Below are 16,691 nucleotides of genomic sequence, written 5' to 3'. Positions count from 1 at the left end.
GAGACGGAAACCAATATGGCCTACCGGTGGTTTCTAGGCTATGGGTTCCATGACAAGGTCCAGAAATGGCCTAATAAATAAGGCTAAGTGAGGTCCATTCACTCTCAAAATAAGCAAAAATAAAAATAATCACTAAAAAGGGGTTCGGAATGAGACCATTCCGAACCCCTTTTGTCGACAATCTGAGACTGCCAGGGTTATGTAAACCCTTGGCAGTCTTTTTATATTATTTTTTTAGCTTGCTGATTTCTTCTTGGACATTTCCTTTTAATTTATCCATTTTTCCTTCAGCTTGAAGGCCTGGATCATTCTTCGCATTACCGGTCTGATCCTTTGCCTCACCTTTCACCTTGTTGACCGCGCTTTTTACTTTATCAGATAAATCGCCCATCATGACTCCTCCTTAAAGTTGTTACTATATTAATACCCGTGCGGGGCATAGATAAACCCCATAAGGAAATAGAAACTAAGCGGCGATTATGAAACGAGAATATCCTCACTCCGGTCTTTCATAAAAGAAATGGCAGCTTCAACGATTTTGTCTTTGTCATAATCAAGTGATGCGACATGATAGGAATGATCAAGTGAGACCATATGCTTATCCTTTGAAGAGACAAGATGGTAGATTTCATAAGAACAATGTTCAGGTACAACATGATCCTCGGGAGAATGAAATAAAAGAACTGGACAATATACTTTGTGCAACGCTTTTTTCACTCTGTCCATCAATGAAAGAAGCTCATTAACCGCTTTGATTGGAACCTGTGGGTAGGTGATTTCGAAAGCATCGCCATCGTTGATATCCGGTTTTTCATCCGGAATGAACCGTGGAGCGGAAAAATTTCTGTAAGGTTCATAATCCGGCACCTGCAGAGCGGCATTTATAGCTATAACGCCATCGCAATCAACCTTACCAGCCAAGTCAAGAGCCAAAGCCCCGCCCATCGATTGACCGATTACATAAATTTTGTGGCATGTTTGTTTTAACCGGGAATATCCTTCCGCAACATTTTCGACCCAATCCTGATAACTGCATGACTCCATTTCTTCCTCATGGGTACCGTGCCCTTTTAATCTTAACGAGTAGACAGTGAAGCCTTGTGTAGAAAATTTCTTGCTCAGATATTCCATGCTCTGCGGGGTTCCATTAAAGCCATGGATGATCAGGATCCCGACAGAATTGCCGGAAATAAAGTAAGATTCTGCTCCAGGGATTACTTGTGTTGTATTCATGTGAAATCTCCTTTCAAGTCGTATAGTGAAAGTATTGCAATTTCATGATGAACTATATTTTATATAGATAAATTCATTAATCCTATTGATTTACTTGGTTTTAATATTATCATGTCGTCTAATAGTATGTCAACGGCTTGAAAATGGATAAAAGTTCTTTTTAACGAAGACCCAAAATAGTGGACATCTTATTAGTTCTAAGAAAAGCATGCAAAGTAAAAACCGTCCGAATTAACGGACGGAATTTCTTAAAAGATAAGAAAGTATAAAATTTTCAACATGTACTGATGTCTAGCTCCAGCGCGCTTGCGCTTTTCTTAGTGCCTTAGGAGCCCTTTACAATTAATCATTGTAGTCGTCTCCATATCCTCCACCATATCCTCCACCATATCCTCCTCCATAACCTCCGCCATATCCATACCAAGGGTAATAAGGACGAGGCCGTGGGTAGTAATAAGGAAAGTAAGGATAGTAAGGGTAGTATGGTCTTGGTCTAGGGCGTGGTCTAGGACGTGGGCGCGGGTATGGGTAATAATAAGGCTGTTGTTGCCGTTCATCTATTTGTCCAGCGTAATTCAAGTCGTTTGGAAAGGTATTCTGTTCTTCAGGATTTCCATTTTGGTAATTCAAAATAACGCCTCCTCAAATTTTTCCTACACCCTACCGTATGCTAAAACCCAATAAGTGGAGTAAGTCCAAATATCAATGGGTATCATAAAAATATTTAAGTTTGGGACATCAATAATGAATAAGGGGAAGTAAACCATGGGACTAACATCAGAGCAACGTATCGAATTACATGGATTTAATAATCTGACAAAATCATTAAGCTTTAATATGTATGACATTTGCTATACAAGAACAAAAGAAGAACGTGAAGCCTATCTCGAATACATAGATGAACAATACAATGCAGACAGATTAACGAAGATTTTAAAAACGGTATCGGATATTATCGGGGCGCATGTATTGAATATCGCTAAACAGGATTATGTGCCACAGGGAGCAAGTGTCACCATTTTGGTTTCGGAGGGTCCGATTGTGGAAGTCCCGACTGAATCATACGATGAATCTCCCGGACCTCTTCCGGATTCAGTTGTTATGCAGTTAGATAAAAGCCATATAACGGTTCATACATATCCTGAATATCATCCAGATGAAGGGATCAGTACGTTCAGAGCGGATATCGACGTATCTACATGTGGGGAGATTTCACCGCTTAAAGCGTTGAATTATCTGATTCATTCATTTGATACAGATATTATGACGATTGACTACAGGGTTCGGGGCTTTACAAGAGATATTAGTGGTCACAAGCTATTTATTGACCACGATATTACCTCTATACAAAATTACATCCCAGAGAGCATAAAAAGCATATATGACATGATTGATGTAAATGTCTATCAAGAAAATATTTTTCACACGAAGTGTAAGTTGAAAGAGTTTGATTTAAACAACTATCTATTCGGGTATCCAAAGGAAAAGCTTCAACCAGAGGAGATAGAAGAGATAACGGAGAGATTGAAAGTAGAAATGGATGAAATATTTTATGGGAAGAATATTAATCAAACGTTTGATTAAGAAAAAGCTGGATGCAAAAAAGGGACCGCTGTGCGGCCCCTTCAATGACTTATATTACTCAGTTTCTGTTTCTTTCTTTTTGCGGAATTTAGTGATGAACTCGTATACGACTGGAACAATGACAAGTGTCAAAAGTGTAGAGCTTATTAGCCCGCCAATAACAGTAACGCCAAGTCCTTTCGAAACAAGTCCTCCGCCACCCGAGCCAATTGCCAGTGGGATTAATGCTCCAACAGTAGCGATTGCCGTCATCAAAATCGGACGGAGACGTGTCTCCCCGGCTTCCAACAACGCTTCTCTTGTAGAGCTGCCGGCTTCTTCTTTGTGAATAACCCGGTCAATCAATACAATCGCATTTGTTACTACGATTCCGATCAGCATTAATGCTCCGATTAGAGCAGAAACACTAATGGTTTCACCAGCGATGAGCAAGCCCAATAGTCCGCCGATAATTGTGAAAGGTAGTGAGAAGAGAATGGCTATCGGTGCCAGGCCGCCATGGAATGTGATGACTAACACCAAGTATACGATGGCGATTGCCGCTAACATCGCTAATCCAAGCTGAGTGAACGATTCGTTAATTTGTTCGGTTACTCCGCCGAATGAGATGCTTGCGCTTCCCGGCAGGTCGATATCTTCAATTTCTTTTGTCACATCGGTTGTTACTTTTGAAACATCATCTGTTTTAATTTTAGCGGAAACCGACGCATAGATTTTTCCATCCCGCTTCATGATCGTATCGGACGATTTGCCTTCTTTGATTTCGACTACGTCTTTAAGCGGAATCTCCATACCAAGAGGGGAGGTAATCGTCTTATTTTCTAAATCCTTTTTATCATCATATTGATCAGCTTGTGCATCAATATATACATTTACTTCTTTATCATCATTATTGATCGTCGTTAATGTCTCGCGCTCACCGGTATTTGATAAAGCCATGCCAATCTGAGCGGCTGTAATACCTAAGTCACTTAGCTTTTCCTGATCAGCAACAATCGTGTATTGATCATAGGACTCAGAAATACTTGAATCCACATCTTTCAAGTCATCGTGATCTTCAAGGATGCTCATTGTTTCTTCAACGATTGGCTGAATTTGCTCGATATTATTGCCATATACATTCAAGCTCAGCTCATTACTTGCGCCGGCACCAGTAAAGTCTTGTGATTTCCATTCACCTTGTGAAGAGAAATCTTGAAGATCCTGGATTACTTTCTCTTTTTCTTTTTCAAAATTCTCAGTGTCCGGGTCATACATAACATAGAACAGCGCTGAATTATCTGGACCCATACTCATTGGATTTTCTCCACCGAGCGTGTATTGGATCGAATCAACGTTCTTTCTATCGATAAAGTATTTCTCTGATTGTTCAGTTGCTGCCTCAATATCTTCTAACTTTTCTCCTGGAGCAGGCTTATACGTGATAATCATCGTTTTTTCTTCCTCAGCAGGTATAAAGCTTACTCCAATGACCGGAACCAGGAATAAACTTGAAACCAAGAGGACGATTGCTAATCCGAAAGTAATCAGCTTATGGTTCAATGACCAAGTTAACACTTTACGGTAAAAACCAGACAGCCTTCCTGGTTTGTCCTCGTGGGATTTACCTTTTAAGCCCTTTTTAAATAAAGAGTGGGCCATCGCAGGTACAATTGTAATGGCCACCACTAATGAAGCGAGCAGGGCGAAGACGATTGTCAAAGCAAATGGAAGAAATAATTCTCCGACTGGTCCTTGAACAAGTCCTAAAGGCAGGAAAACGGCAACTGTTACAATGGTTGAAGAAAGGATTGGGATAAACATTTCTTTCGTTGCCGCCCGAATCAGTTCTTTTCCTTTTAATTGTTCACCAGTTAGAGACATTCTCCTATATATATTCTCAACCACAACAATTGAGTCATCAATTACACGGCCAATTGCAACAGTCATGGCACCCAGTGTCATGATGTTCAGGGTAATGTCCATTTGTTTTAAAACAAGAATGGCCATAAGTAAAGACAATGGAATGGAAACAACAGAGATAATCGTTGATCTGAAATTCCTTAAGAATAGAAGAATGATCAGTACGGCAAAAATTCCACCGATAATCGCTTTTTCAAGCATCGTTTTTACCGCATCTTCAATCGGCTTTCCTTGATCCAATGTGGTATGAATCTCTGCACCATCATAATCTTTTTCAAACTGCTGGATTTCATCTTTGACTGCATTTACTACATCAACGGTATTGGCTTCAGGTGATTTAGTTACTTGTATGCCAATGGATTCCTGTCCGTTCGTTCTGGAAACGGATTCTGCTTTACCTACGATCTTGACATCCGCGATCTCAGAAAGCTTTACTTTTTCCATTTGCGGAGCTTGTGACGGGCCCGGACTTGCTGTCGGCGCCTGTGGAGCCTGGTTCATCTGACTTTGCCCGCCTGCATTAGGAACGGCGGGTCCTTGTGGTGCACTCTGCCCGGCTGTGCCTGGCATGCCTTGTGGAGCGGCAGGCACAACAGGGATTTCAATATTCTTTAAATCACCCAGGGTTGTAATATTTCCATCAACGACAATGGTTTTTTCGCTATCCGCGAAATTAAAGAGTCCAAGAGGGAGGGATACATTTGAACCTTGAACAATTCCCTTAACGGTTTGTTCATCCAATCCGTATTGGGCCATTTTTTCTTTGTCATATGTCAAAACGGCTTCTTCCACTTGCTGTCCGGAAATGGCAACAGACGATACTCCGTCTAACCCTTCCAGCTTAGGTACTAGGTTTTCTTCCACTTGTTTCGTTAATTCAGCTAGATCTACATTTTCATTTGTAGCGCTAAGTGCTGCAACAGGAAAAGCATCTATGTCTATCCTAGAGACATTAGGTTCCTGTGCTCCTTCCGGTAACTCAATGCTCCCTATTGCCTCCTTAGCTTCATCAACAGCCTCATCCATATCCTTATCAAAGTTGTATTCGATTTGAATAGAGGAGAAATTCGCCATTGAAGTAGAGCTCACTACATCGACTCCAGATAGATTACTAACCCTCTTCTCAATAGGATCGGTAATCTTTTCCGAAACTTCCGAAGGCACCGCTCCAGGATATACGGAAGAAATGGTTATCACCGGTGTGGAGATACTCGGCAGCGTTTCTAGTTTCATATTCAATCCAGAGTATAAGCCGGCAATGGTTATAATGATCGTTAAAAGCCAAATCGCCAGTTTATTCTTTAAAGAAAACTTAATAATTGAATTCAAGCAAAACCCTCCATGTTTAAATTTGTGACTGGTCGGTCATAAATTAAAATATAAGGGAAATCCGTTTCGAATGCAATGATAAGTTACTAATAATAGTATATTTATTGTTCTTTACTGAAAATTAATATACAATTAATGAATATAGAGTGACTGCTCAGTCATCCTTCGTTGAGGTTTACTTATCTATTATTGTTAGGATGGATACTATGAATGAAAAACGCAAATTAATAATCGATGTTGCTGTTAAACTATTTTCAGCGAAAGGATATCACTCCACATCCGTCCAGGAAATTGTGGATGGATGCGACATGGCTAAAGGTTCCTTCTATAACTATTTTAAATCGAAGGAAGAGCTGCTAATATCCATTTTCAAATATTTCCATGAAACAATGTCGTCCAAGCTCGCTGAGGTGGAAAAGGATTCTTCATTAACCGAGAAGGAAAAGTATATCAACCAAATTAATATTCAAATAGAGCAAGTGACCATTAATGAAGACTTTATCCAAATGTTTATCAGGGAACAGATGATACACATTAGTGAGGAACTTGACCAATTTATACACTTTGTCAGGAGAGACTCGCTTGATTTTTTTGGCGGGAAGGTTCGGCGCTTATACCCGGATTTACCTGAAGAATATATTGTTGATAGTGCAATCATTTTGGATAGCATGGTAAAACAGTATATTTCCATTTTGCTTTTTGATAAAAATAGTGAGATCAGGGAAGACATTGCTCCATTCTTATTAAATCGTTTGGATTCAATTGTTGAAGGTTTCTTAAAACATAAAGACCCGCTTTTGAAAGCCATCCAATTTGGCGTTTGCATGAATCGAGAGCCTGACACTAAGAAGCGACTGCAAAGTATGATTGCCTTGCAGATTGTATTCATCAAAAATCAGCCAGACGAAAATAAGAACAGAAAGAAACTCGAGGTGCTATCGGAAATCCAAAGGGAACTGGGGGAAGATGCACCGAAGAAAATCGTTTTGGAAAGCCTGTTGCTAATGCTCAACAACAGGGAGAAGGAAAACAGTGCTTATTCTTCAATCATACGTGCATTTCAGGAGTATCTTGCTGAAGGCTAATAACGGCGGAGCTTTATTGATCAACACGGTTACTTGCTGAAGGCAGGAGCCGTGTTTTTTGCTATTCTGGTTTTAAATCTGCCGAAGCAGGTAAAGTATTTGGTAAAGCAATTCAAATTATGAAGAGATGGTGGTCCTAAATGAAGTGGAAAAAAGGAATGCTCATATACCATCAGAACGCCGGCAAAGGTAAAATTGAAAAAGCACTAAAAGATTGCCTGCCGATTCTTTCACCAAATATCGAAGAATTCCTCCTTATCCAAACGAGAGAGCAGGGGGATGGGGAGAGGTTATGCCAAAAGCACGGGGAAGATATGGATGTCATCTTTATTCTTGGCGGTGATGGTACGGTACATGAGTGTATCAATGGACTCTCAGGCTTAGAAAATCGGCCTTTAATCGGAATTTTGCCAGGGGGAACTTGTAATGATATGTCACGTGCTCTTAATATTCCTCAAAATATCCGCAGGGCAGCTGTTGCTCTGGTAGAAGGAGAAACCGTTCAAATCGATGTTGGAAAAACAGGGAGCAATTATTTTATTAACTTTTGGGGCATTGGGCTGATTACTAAAACCTCAAATAATATTGATCCTCAGGAGAAAAACACATTAGGGAAAATCAGTTACTTTTTAAGCGCGCTCAGAACGATAAATGAAAGTGAGCCTTTTCATTTTAAAATGAGCTATGACGGGAATTCGATAGAGGACGAGGCGATCATGATTCTTACTGTGAACGGAAATTATATTGGAACGAACATGCTTCCTTTTCCGCTAATCAAGCCGAATGATGGCTTATTGGATGTAATTATCGTAAAAAACTCCAACCTTGGTATTTTTAAAGAAATTATGGAGATGAAAAGAACGCTAGGTGAAAGTACAGATTCCGATTCAGGGGTTTTGTATTTCCAGGCAAAAGAGATTCAGATTGTAACGGATGAAGAGCTGGATGCTGATATGGATGGAGAAATCTATCAAAAGACACCGGCCGACATATCTATACTCAAGCATCATCTTTCCATGTTGTGTGGTCCAGCTATGTAGAAGCCATTTTAGGCTTAATTTTGAAACATATGCCCGAAATAAAATATATGACTGTAATCTAAGTAATATGCCTAAAAAAACCGGTTAGCCCGCTTTTAAGAAATGCCAGGTCGGCTTTTTCCAGCCGTTTAGACTTAACTTTATCTGACACGCCAAAAGTTTTTGTCGTTCGTTGTTCACATTTGGCTAATTTAAGATAAAATAAGAGATAACATAATTTTCTATTCCGCGGGGGAGCGAATATGATTTATCGAGTCCAGTTGCTAAATGGCCTTTTCCATCCTAATGGAAACAGCTATCGGCTGAAACAAGCAGAAGAAGTGGTGCGTTTCGGTCTGAAGTTATCAGTCTTATATGTTTTGAGCATCATCATTTTTGGTATTAGCGCTTACTTCGGCATCGCCTCTGAATCGATTTCAGGCGAAGTGACAAAGCTGAATGAGGCTGCCTTTGAAAGTCGGAAGTTGCTGGTAATCGCGGGTGAGTTGATTGCTGGGCTTTTATTTCCCTCTATCTTCTTGTTCCTGTCTTCTTTGATTTTTTGGATATTTACGGATATCAACTATATGCGGATCGTAATTGTCCAAATGATCGTCTTTGTTATTGCTTTGTTTGAAAAAGCAGTATCCATTCCGCTGTTCGTGCTGATGGATATCAATCAGAGCTCTAATCCCTTTTCCCTTGGGGTCATAAGTCAGCATCTGATTTCAAATGAGTTTTTTATCCACTTTTTTGGAGAAATCACGCTTTTTCAGCTGGTGATTATTTTGTTTCAATATTATTATTTAAGAAAACTCTCAGAAACGAATAAATATCTTATTATGCTTGCAATTGGGCTAGTTTATATAGCTTCCTGGTTTGCGGCAGCATTATTATCTTACATAAAAGTCAGCGTATTTTTCTAAGGGGGTGTGGGCTTGAAAAAGTGGAAGCTGTACGCACCCATTTTGGCTGCGATTCTATTTTTCGCTTTGAACGTCTATTTAATTGTCAAAGACGACAGTAAGGTGGAACGGACGGTTTTTGTAAAAGACTGGACAGAGGTTAAAAAGCAAAACATTACGGAAACCTTTCAAACAAAAGGAGTTATTAAACCAAGTGAAATATACCCTGTGTATTACAACGGGAAGAATAAAGACTTTCAGAAATTTCTTGTCCGGGAAGGTGACACCGTAACCGCAGGAACCCCGCTGCTTGAATATACGACTCCGGAGCTTGATGCCGATAGAGCTGATTTGGAAGCGGAAAAGAATCAGACTCAGGGAGAAATCGCCGGTATTGATGAATATATCCGCAAATTAGAGAGTTACCAGGCAAGCATTCCAAAAACCGAACCTGTTAATGAAACAGATAAAGAGATTGAAAACGAACTAGAGCAGGAAATTTATGCACAGCAATTAGAGAAAAGGAAGCTGGAAGAACAAATTAAAACATATGATGCCAAGATCAACAATTTGACGGATAGCGGTACAGGGACAATTAGCAGTGAAACCGATGGCGTTATAAAGCAAATCGATCAGAACCTCGGTGAGGAGGGAGGGCCCATCATTACCATTGCCTCGTCACAGCCGTGGGTTGAAGGGGTCTTCAATGAAAACCAACTGAAAAAAGCGGAACCCGGCATGCAAATAAAAGTAACGTCTCCCGATCTGAAAAAGCCTATAGATGGGACGCTTGAAAGAGTGAATACCAATCCGACAGAAGAGCCGACTGTGAAAACGAAAAATTACTACTTATATAACGCAGTAATGGAAGAAGAGACTGACAAGCTGGTGAACGGTTCTAAGGTAGGTGTCTCTATAATTACTGCGGAAGCAAAAGGAGTCCTTACTGTTCCTGAACACGCCGTACAGCAGCGAAAGGCTAAGCCATTTGTCTATCGATTAACATCAAAGGGACAGGTGGATAAACAAAATATAGCTAAGGGCCTTAGCTTTGATGGCAAGCAAGAAGTGAAAAGCGGTGTTAAATTAGAGAATGTTGTCATCCTTAAACCGGATAACAGACTTCAAAACCATTCTATGTTTATTACGCCGCTGGATATGAGCGAAATTAAAAAATCCTCGCTGAAGAAGCTGTCGGAAAAAGAGATCGTACGCTACCTTCTCATAGGATTATTGGAAAAATAATACACAATCGCCACGAACAAGCTAAGTTCGTGGCGATTTTTTTTTGATGAAATAGGTTTTCTAAGATTTACATCCGGGTAAATCCATTTACAGAATTGCTTTTTTAGGATAATATCTTTTTTGTGTTATTTTTTTCGCTTAATCTTAAACAAAAGAACGGGGGAACCATTTTTGCGGTGCGCATGTTCCGCTAGGGGTGAATTCAGTTTTGAAAGGGCTAAGTGTTTCCTGGTCCTAACCCGACAGCTAACCTCGTCAGCGTCTTTATAGGGAACAGTAGGTAGGAATGCTCACGCACAAAAGGCATGCCTGTGCCTTTTCGTGCAAGAAATACATCTAACTTGTTTCCCTTACCGAGACAAAAATGCTTTTGCAGCATAGAATTTTACAGAAGGTGAGGATCTAGATGAAGAAAATAGGATTAGCATGGCAGATTTTTATTGGCCTTGTGCTGGGGATTGCTGTGGGGGCGATCTTTTTTGGCAGCCCACAAGTAGCAACTTATTTACAGCCCATTGGCGATATTTTTCTGAACTTAATTAAAATGATCGTGGTACCGATCGTTATTTCCAGTATCATCGTAGCGGTTGCCGGTGTCGGTGATATTAAGCAATTAGGGAAAATAGGCGGTAAAACGATTTTATATTTTGAAATTATCACGACGCTTGCGATTATCGTCGGTTTAGTAGCTGCCAACCTGTTCCAGCCCGGAGCAGGCATTGAAATGGACAAGCTGAATAAGACGGACATTAACAGCTATGTGGATACTGCTGAAAACCAGGAGAGCCACTCGATGGTTGATACGTTTGTTAACATTGTTCCAACGAACCCTATTGCAGCTATCGCGGAAGGTGATATGCTTGCGATTATCTTCTTTGCTTTAGTGTTTGGATTAGGTATCTCCGCAATTGGGGAGAAAGGGAAACCGGTGCTTGCCTTTTTCCAGGGAACCGCGGACGCGATGTTTTATGTGACCAATCAGATTATGAAATTCGCACCATTCGGCGTTTTCGCCCTAATCGGTGTTACGGTTTCGAAATTTGGGATTGAATCGTTAATCCCACTTGGTAAACTGGTATTCTCGGTTTATGGTACGATGCTATTCTTTATTATTGTTGTGTTAGGATCAGTTGCGAAGTTAGTCGGCTTCAACATTTTCACACTGATTAAGACGTTAAAAGAAGAGCTCATTTTAGCTTATTCGACCGCAAGCTCTGAAACGGTGCTTCCAAAGATTATGGAGAAGATGGAGAATCTTGGTGTTCCGAAGCATATTGCTTCATTCGTCATTCCGACCGGGTATTCGTTTAACCTGGACGGTTCAACGCTTTATCAGGCATTGGCAGCTGTCTTTATCGCTCAAATGTACGGCATTGAGATGAGCATAGCCGACCAGGTTTCGTTAATGCTTGTGTTAATGGTGACGTCTAAAGGAATTGCTGGCGTTCCGGGAGTGTCATTCGTTGTTCTTCTGGCAACGCTTGGGACAGTGGGGATTCCGGTTGAAGGCCTTGCATTTATTGCTGGTATTGACCGTATCCTCGATATGGCACGAACAGCGGTAAACGTAGTTGGCAACTCACTTGCCGCGATTGTCATCGCCAAATGGGAAGGCAAGTTCCAACGCAACTCTAAGCCTAAGTCACAGACCACAGAAATTTTAAACGTAAACTAAACCAAAAACCAGAGCGAAGTAAATCGCTCTGGTTTTTCTTTGGCAGAAAGGAAAGGATAAAATTTCCTTTCTGAGTAATTGTAACTAACGTCTCTGTCTTCGCCTTAAAAGACTCGTCAATCGACGAGTTTTCTTTAGGAAAAAATCACGTGAAATTAAATCGTTTTAGGAATTCAAAGAACTCTCTTCCTTCTGAATGCTGATATTTTGTCAAAAAATAACTGTGCGATACTGGAAGAGGGAGTGAATCAGTCCTGACTTCGAGAAGTCTTCCTTCCATAAGCTCCCTTCTGACCGTTGAGACGGGCAGAAACGAAATCCCGAGCCCCTCTTCTATAAACTTTTTAGTTACATGAACCTGGCTGACCACCATTGTGCGAATGGAAGGGTGATTTCTTTTGATCGTCTGCAATAAATCATCCCAATATTCTGGATGGTTATGGGACATGATCCTGTAAGAAGCAAACAGCTCTTCCATTTCAATGGGTGGGCTGTTTTCACTGTCCCAGCCGTCATGAGGCGCCACTAAAATAACGGGATCTTCATATAAAGGCATGCATGTAAGATCTGTGTGTACAGTGTTCATTCTCGATAGGCCTAAGTCTGCTTTACCGGAAAGAATAGCGGCTGGAATTTCTTTTGATTCAAGCACCTGTATGTCAATGGAGATATCGGGATGAATGCTCATATATTTTCTTAATATGAACGGCATAATGGAGGCTGCGATTAAAGGTGAGATGGCAATCGTAAGCTTCCTTGAAAATCCTTGCTTGAAATTCTCGAAATCTTTCATTCCTTCACTATGTATGGCGAGAAGTTTGCGTGCATGCGGCAAAAAGCATCTGCCTTCTTCAGTTAAAACTACTTTCCGGCCACTCCTTTCAAAAAGCTTACTTCCAAGATAGCCTTCAAGTAGCTTGATATGCACCGTAACAGAAGGCTGTGAGATAAACAGCTTCTCAGAAGCCTGGCGGAAGTTTTCATAGGTAGCCGCTGTTTCAAAGGTTTTCAACCATTTTAACTCCATAGTTTTCCTCCTGATTAAATTTATTAATCAATATTGTGCTATTTATTTAATATTTGTTATTGATTATAGCACGTATAATGAGCCTAATAAGATGAGGAGGGAATTTATGGTTACAAAAGGCCTAAAAGGTATTCCGGCGGCTGAAACATCCATCAGTTTCATTGACGGTGATAAAGGAATACTCGTCTATCGAGGACATGAAGCAAGCCGGCTTGCATTATCGTACAGTTTTGAAGAAGTAGCATATCTGTTATGGAAAGAAAAATTCCCGGATAAAGCAGAGTTGTTGTCTTTTAAAGGAGAGCTGGCATTGGCTAGGGAGTTGCCCAAGTACTTGGTAGACATGTTGTATCTTTTGCCTGAAAATATGGAGATCATGGACGTATTGCGCACTTGTATTTCTGCGATCGGAACAAAGGAATATAATTGGAAACCGTCCATTGCTCAGGCAATTCGTGTGACTGCGATCATGCCGGTATTAATTGCTTATCGATATAGAATAAACAAGGGTTTGTCTCCGATTGAACCAATGATCGATTTAGGGCACACTGCGAATTATCTCTATATGTTAACCGGTGAAATGCCTACCAAATCCCAAGAAAAAGCTATGGATGCTTATATGATATTAACAGCTGAGCATGGCATGAACGCCTCTACTTTTGCCGCCAGAGTGACCGCTTCCACCGAATCAGATATGGTCTCTGCTGTAACCGCGTCGATTGGAGCGATGAAGGGACCTCTGCACGGGGGAGCACCGACCGCTGTCCTAAACATGCTCGATGAAATTCAGACAAAAGAAAATGCAGAAGCTTGGATTAGAGAGAAACTTGATAGAAACGAAAAAATCATGGGCTTTGGCCACCGTATTTATAAAACAAGAGATCCGCGGGCAGCTGCTTTGCAGGAAATTACGAGGGGAATAAGTGGAGATGAACACTGGCTAAGCCTTGCTAATTCAGTAGAAGAAAAGGCGATTTCATTATTAGAGGAATACAAACCGGGAAGAGGGCTCTACACGAACGTAGAATTTTACGCAGCAGCGATTATGAAGGCCATCGATATGGAAGCGGCTCTTTTTACACCGACATTTACTGCTGCACGGACAGCAGGTTGGACGGCCCATGTGTTGGAACAATCATTAGATAACACGATTTATCGTCCAGAATCGGTATATACCGGTTCATTCAATTCAAACTAAAGGAGAACAAAGCTCCCTGGCGCTACTAGGGAGCTTTGTTTTACCTTGAAGAATCGTTGGATTTAAGCAGAAATTTCTATCATTTAAACAAAAATCATAGTGAGTTAAACGAAACTAGCGTTCATTTAAACGAAAAACAGGATGATTTAAACGAAACCCCTAAGTCGGGTGCACACTCCTCATGAAATTGCTTGCTATCGCTCTACTTAACCTTATGAGACATATCCCCTTCAAAAATAATCTCCGGATGGCCGTCTTTCACAACGATTTTGGTCAAACTGGTATTGCCTAAGCCAGGTTTTTGTGTGAATAGCTTATCGAGGGGCAGTTTTTTTATATACGCGATCAATACTCTTAGCGTGATAGAGTGAGACACGACCATCACCGTGCCCGATGGATGCTTCTCAACAATTTCATTGAATGCCGAAACCACGCGGTCTATCACATGGGAGAATAACTCCCCGCTGTTGCGGTTATAAAGATGGGGAGTTTCCCAGAAGGCTTTATATTCATGTTCATATTCTTTCTCTATTTCTGTGCGAATTCTTCCTTCCCAGTCACCAAAGCCCATCTCCCGTAACGCATCATCCTGGATGATTGGAATGTCGCGGCTGCCTGTAATCAGCTCGGCCGTTTGATAGGCTCGTTTGCTAGAGCTGGAGTAAATTAAGTCGATGGGCACATTTATTAGCCTGCGGCCAAGAGCGAGAGCATCGTTGATTCCTTCTTTTGTCAACTCGCCGTTTCCCCAACCCTGTAATCGCCCTTCAAGATTCCACTCAGTTTGTCCGTGGCGTACTAAATAAATCGTCAGCATAATACTTCTCCTAACATTAAATGATGATTCTAAGTATATTATAGTCTTTTTTTCAGAAGACGAGAAACGATCGATAAATGATGATTAAAAGGGGATATAAAGGGAATTAACTTAAGATGAAAAAAATAGGAGGTGTTAGAATATGAGTCAAACGTACGAAGAATGTATACAAGCTTGTTTAGAATGTCTGGAGGCTTGTAACCATTGTTTTGACGCTTGTTTAAAAGAAGAAGACGTAAAAATGATGGCCGAGTGTATTAGATTGGACCGGGAATGTGCGGACATTTGTATGCTTGCTGTTCGGGCCATGCAAACTGAAAGCCCTTTTATGAAGCAAATTTGTAAGCTGTGTGCGGATATCTGTGAGGCATGCGGCGATGAGTGTAAAAAGCATGATCACGAGCACTGCCAGAAATGTGCGGAAGCTTGCTTTAGATGTGCAGAGGCATGCAGAAAGATGGCGGCATAAGTAAAATGCGATGCAAGAATATCTGAAAAAAGCGAAAGTGAACACAAACTTTCGCTTTTTTTGGTAAAATAATTAATAGATATAGATGGACTATACAAATTCGTAGACGAAATCACCAAACGTAATTCGGAGGGAACGGGTGTAATGAAAAAGGATATTCTTTATATGCATATACAGGACTCTGAACGATTCGTGATTTCGTCCGGAATGAACTTCGGCGAATTTGCCTACTGTCTTCAGGCTCCGTTATCAAACCTTTTACTGTTAAAGCATAAGTTCGATGACGGTGAGTTCAATAGAAATACCCTGATGGAATATGTGAGCCAGGAAAATGTTAGAGAGCTTCTGAAAGAAGATGTTAAGGAGTACGGGGATTTCTGCTGGATTGATTTTGAAGAAGAAAGGGGTCTTGATGATTTAGATGGTACTGAAATCGCCGAATTATTATTTTTAGGCCATTGCAAAAACCATCTCAGGCCGCCTTTTTATCGCAGGCTAAACAATGAATTTGTATATTTGGCGCATGATGACGGCTGGTTTAATAAAGTGTACTACCGATCCCTTGAGACGTATTTCAAGATGCTGGGTCATTTGCTTCCGATTAAAATGGAATCACTGCGCATGAAAAGGACTTGGCTGAGCAGGAGGAAGAGCACCGATTATCCTCCGGTACCTGCCGAGGTTTTTCATCGACTCACTCCTTTAATGGCAGAGGGCCTTGTATTTTCTTTTAATCAAGCACAGCAAGCCAGAAACAGGGTCGAAATCCCGGTTTGGGTTGTCGGTGACTATATAAACATGGATAATATGGCGGATGGCTATGATGAAATAAAACATCAAAGTCCGAATGCCCTGATCGTTCTCCAGCAGAAAACAAAAGAATGGTCGGTCACGTTAAAAAGTTAAAAAAAGCATCTAACCCCGGAGTTTCAAAGCCGGGGTTTTTACGTAAAGTAATCGTATATGGTGAAAATTCGGGTTTAGTACTTGCCGTCTTGCACATAAGAATAGAAGTAAAAAATAGTAAGGCTCTCACCATAACTGGTGGTTTAATATTGATTAACGTAATATCTCAGTTAATTTTGCAACAAAGTTGATTGGCGAGGATATGCGAGACTCCTCGAAAATGCATACGCATTTTCTTGTGCGGTGCCTATGCATGGATGATGATTCAACGTCCTGCGGGAAAAGCAGGCCAGTTAA

General features: G+C 40.8%; 15 protein-coding genes and 1 riboswitch. Of the genes, 9 read left to right on the top strand and 6 right to left on the bottom strand.

The window, feature by feature from the left end:
- Positions 1-226 precede the first annotated feature (226 nt).
- From D0463_RS00445 to D0463_RS00435, 3 genes are all read right to left on the bottom strand, one after another.
- The gene (locus tag D0463_RS00445; protein ID WP_117303916.1) at positions 227-391 is read right to left on the bottom strand and encodes a CsbD family protein; all 165 of its coding nucleotides are present in this window, start codon (positions 389-391) and stop codon (positions 227-229) included.
- An 86-nt stretch (positions 392-477) separates the two neighbouring features.
- The gene (locus D0463_RS00440; RefSeq protein WP_117303915.1) at positions 478-1,233 is read right to left on the bottom strand and encodes an alpha/beta hydrolase; all 756 of its coding nucleotides are present in this window, start codon (positions 1,231-1,233) and stop codon (positions 478-480) included.
- A gap of 342 nt (positions 1,234-1,575) precedes the next feature.
- Positions 1,576-1,812 carry a spore coat protein gene (locus D0463_RS00435; protein WP_117303917.1) on the bottom strand — a complete coding sequence of 79 codons (237 nt, stop codon included), beginning with the start codon at positions 1,810-1,812 and terminating at the stop codon, positions 1,576-1,578.
- A gap of 186 nt (positions 1,813-1,998) precedes the next feature.
- On the opposite strand from D0463_RS00435, the gene speD reads away from it, so the two are divergent.
- A complete protein-coding gene (speD, locus tag D0463_RS00430; protein WP_117303914.1) occupies positions 1,999-2,817 on the top strand; it encodes an adenosylmethionine decarboxylase in 819 nt (272 codons plus the stop codon).
- Positions 2,818-2,871: 54 nt separating this feature from the next.
- Here the strand turns inward: speD and D0463_RS00425 are convergent, their stop codons facing one another.
- The gene (locus D0463_RS00425) at positions 2,872-6,048 is read right to left on the bottom strand and encodes an efflux RND transporter permease subunit (protein ID WP_117303913.1); all 3,177 of its coding nucleotides are present in this window, start codon (positions 6,046-6,048) and stop codon (positions 2,872-2,874) included.
- A gap of 206 nt (positions 6,049-6,254) precedes the next feature.
- Here D0463_RS00425 and D0463_RS00420 point away from each other — a divergent pair, with 206 nt between their 5' ends.
- The 5 genes from D0463_RS00420 to D0463_RS00400 all read left to right on the top strand — a co-directional run bounded on the left by D0463_RS00420 (position 6,255) and on the right by D0463_RS00400 (position 11,977).
- Complete coding sequence (locus D0463_RS00420) at positions 6,255-7,133, top strand: TetR/AcrR family transcriptional regulator (RefSeq protein ID WP_160118329.1); 879 nt, start codon at positions 6,255-6,257, stop codon at positions 7,131-7,133.
- A gap of 140 nt (positions 7,134-7,273) precedes the next feature.
- Entirely contained in the window at positions 7,274-8,173 is a 900-nt protein-coding gene (locus D0463_RS00415; protein ID WP_117303911.1) for a YegS/Rv2252/BmrU family lipid kinase, read from the top strand.
- Between the two features lie 242 nt (positions 8,174-8,415).
- The gene (locus tag D0463_RS00410; RefSeq protein WP_117303910.1) at positions 8,416-9,078 is read left to right on the top strand and encodes a hypothetical protein; all 663 of its coding nucleotides are present in this window, start codon (positions 8,416-8,418) and stop codon (positions 9,076-9,078) included.
- 12 nt (positions 9,079-9,090) lie between these two features.
- Positions 9,091-10,302, top strand: coding sequence for an efflux RND transporter periplasmic adaptor subunit (locus tag D0463_RS00405; RefSeq protein ID WP_160118328.1), 1,212 nt, complete (start codon positions 9,091-9,093; stop codon positions 10,300-10,302).
- Between the two features lie 125 nt (positions 10,303-10,427).
- Positions 10,428-10,579: riboswitch (cyclic di-AMP (ydaO/yuaA leader) on the top strand.
- A 129-nt stretch (positions 10,580-10,708) separates the two neighbouring features.
- The gene (locus tag D0463_RS00400; protein WP_117303908.1) at positions 10,709-11,977 is read left to right on the top strand and encodes a cation:dicarboxylate symporter family transporter; all 1,269 of its coding nucleotides are present in this window, start codon (positions 10,709-10,711) and stop codon (positions 11,975-11,977) included.
- A gap of 145 nt (positions 11,978-12,122) precedes the next feature.
- Here D0463_RS00400 and D0463_RS00395 read toward each other — a convergent pair whose 3' ends face one another.
- Entirely contained in the window at positions 12,123-13,004 is an 882-nt protein-coding gene (locus D0463_RS00395) for a LysR family transcriptional regulator (RefSeq protein ID WP_117303907.1), read from the bottom strand.
- A gap of 106 nt (positions 13,005-13,110) precedes the next feature.
- Here D0463_RS00395 and D0463_RS00390 point away from each other — a divergent pair, with 106 nt between their 5' ends.
- Complete coding sequence (locus tag D0463_RS00390) at positions 13,111-14,202, top strand: citrate synthase/methylcitrate synthase (protein ID WP_117303906.1); 1,092 nt, start codon at positions 13,111-13,113, stop codon at positions 14,200-14,202.
- A 202-nt stretch (positions 14,203-14,404) separates the two neighbouring features.
- On the opposite strand, the gene D0463_RS00385 is transcribed toward D0463_RS00390, so the two are convergent.
- On the bottom strand, positions 14,405-15,019 hold the full coding sequence (locus D0463_RS00385; RefSeq protein ID WP_117303905.1) for a histidine phosphatase family protein: 615 nt from the start codon (positions 15,017-15,019) through the stop codon (positions 14,405-14,407).
- Positions 15,020-15,161: 142 nt separating this feature from the next.
- On the opposite strand from D0463_RS00385, the gene D0463_RS00380 reads away from it, so the two are divergent.
- Entirely contained in the window at positions 15,162-15,488 is a 327-nt protein-coding gene (locus D0463_RS00380) for a four-helix bundle copper-binding protein (RefSeq protein WP_117303904.1), read from the top strand.
- A gap of 144 nt (positions 15,489-15,632) precedes the next feature.
- Complete coding sequence (locus D0463_RS00375; protein ID WP_117303903.1) at positions 15,633-16,394, top strand: hypothetical protein; 762 nt, start codon at positions 15,633-15,635, stop codon at positions 16,392-16,394.
- Positions 16,395-16,691 lie beyond the last annotated feature (297 nt).

Origin of the sequence: Bacillus sp. V59.32b (assembly GCF_003429085.1) — a bacterium.
Lineage (GTDB): Bacteria > Bacillota > Bacilli > Bacillales > DSM-1321 > Peribacillus.
The sequence above is the reverse complement of the archived record's forward strand: the minus strand, read 5'-3'. Positions and strand labels throughout refer to the sequence as shown.

Excerpts from the sequence above, each read along its gene's own strand:
- D0463_RS00445 (WP_117303916.1), bottom strand. The coding sequence starts at position 391 with ATGGGCGATTTATCTGATAAAGTAAAAAGCGCGGTCAACAAGGTGAAA.
- D0463_RS00440 (WP_117303915.1), bottom strand. The coding sequence starts at position 1,233 with ATGAATACAACACAAGTAATCCCTGGAGCAGAATCTTACTTTATTTCC.
- speD (WP_117303914.1), top strand. The coding sequence starts at position 1,999 with ATGGGACTAACATCAGAGCAACGTATCGAATTACATGGATTTAATAAT.
- D0463_RS00420 (WP_160118329.1), top strand. The coding sequence starts at position 6,255 with ATGAATGAAAAACGCAAATTAATAATCGATGTTGCTGTTAAACTATTT.
- D0463_RS00415 (WP_117303911.1), top strand. The coding sequence starts at position 7,274 with ATGAAGTGGAAAAAAGGAATGCTCATATACCATCAGAACGCCGGCAAA.
- D0463_RS00410 (WP_117303910.1), top strand. The coding sequence starts at position 8,416 with ATGATTTATCGAGTCCAGTTGCTAAATGGCCTTTTCCATCCTAATGGA.
- D0463_RS00400 (WP_117303908.1), top strand. The coding sequence starts at position 10,709 with ATGAAGAAAATAGGATTAGCATGGCAGATTTTTATTGGCCTTGTGCTG.
- D0463_RS00395 (WP_117303907.1), bottom strand. The coding sequence starts at position 13,004 with ATGGAGTTAAAATGGTTGAAAACCTTTGAAACAGCGGCTACCTATGAA.
- D0463_RS00390 (WP_117303906.1), top strand. The coding sequence starts at position 13,111 with ATGGTTACAAAAGGCCTAAAAGGTATTCCGGCGGCTGAAACATCCATC.
- D0463_RS00385 (WP_117303905.1), bottom strand. The coding sequence starts at position 15,019 with ATGCTGACGATTTATTTAGTACGCCACGGACAAACTGAGTGGAATCTT.
- D0463_RS00380 (WP_117303904.1), top strand. The coding sequence starts at position 15,162 with ATGAGTCAAACGTACGAAGAATGTATACAAGCTTGTTTAGAATGTCTG.
- D0463_RS00375 (WP_117303903.1), top strand. The coding sequence starts at position 15,633 with ATGAAAAAGGATATTCTTTATATGCATATACAGGACTCTGAACGATTC.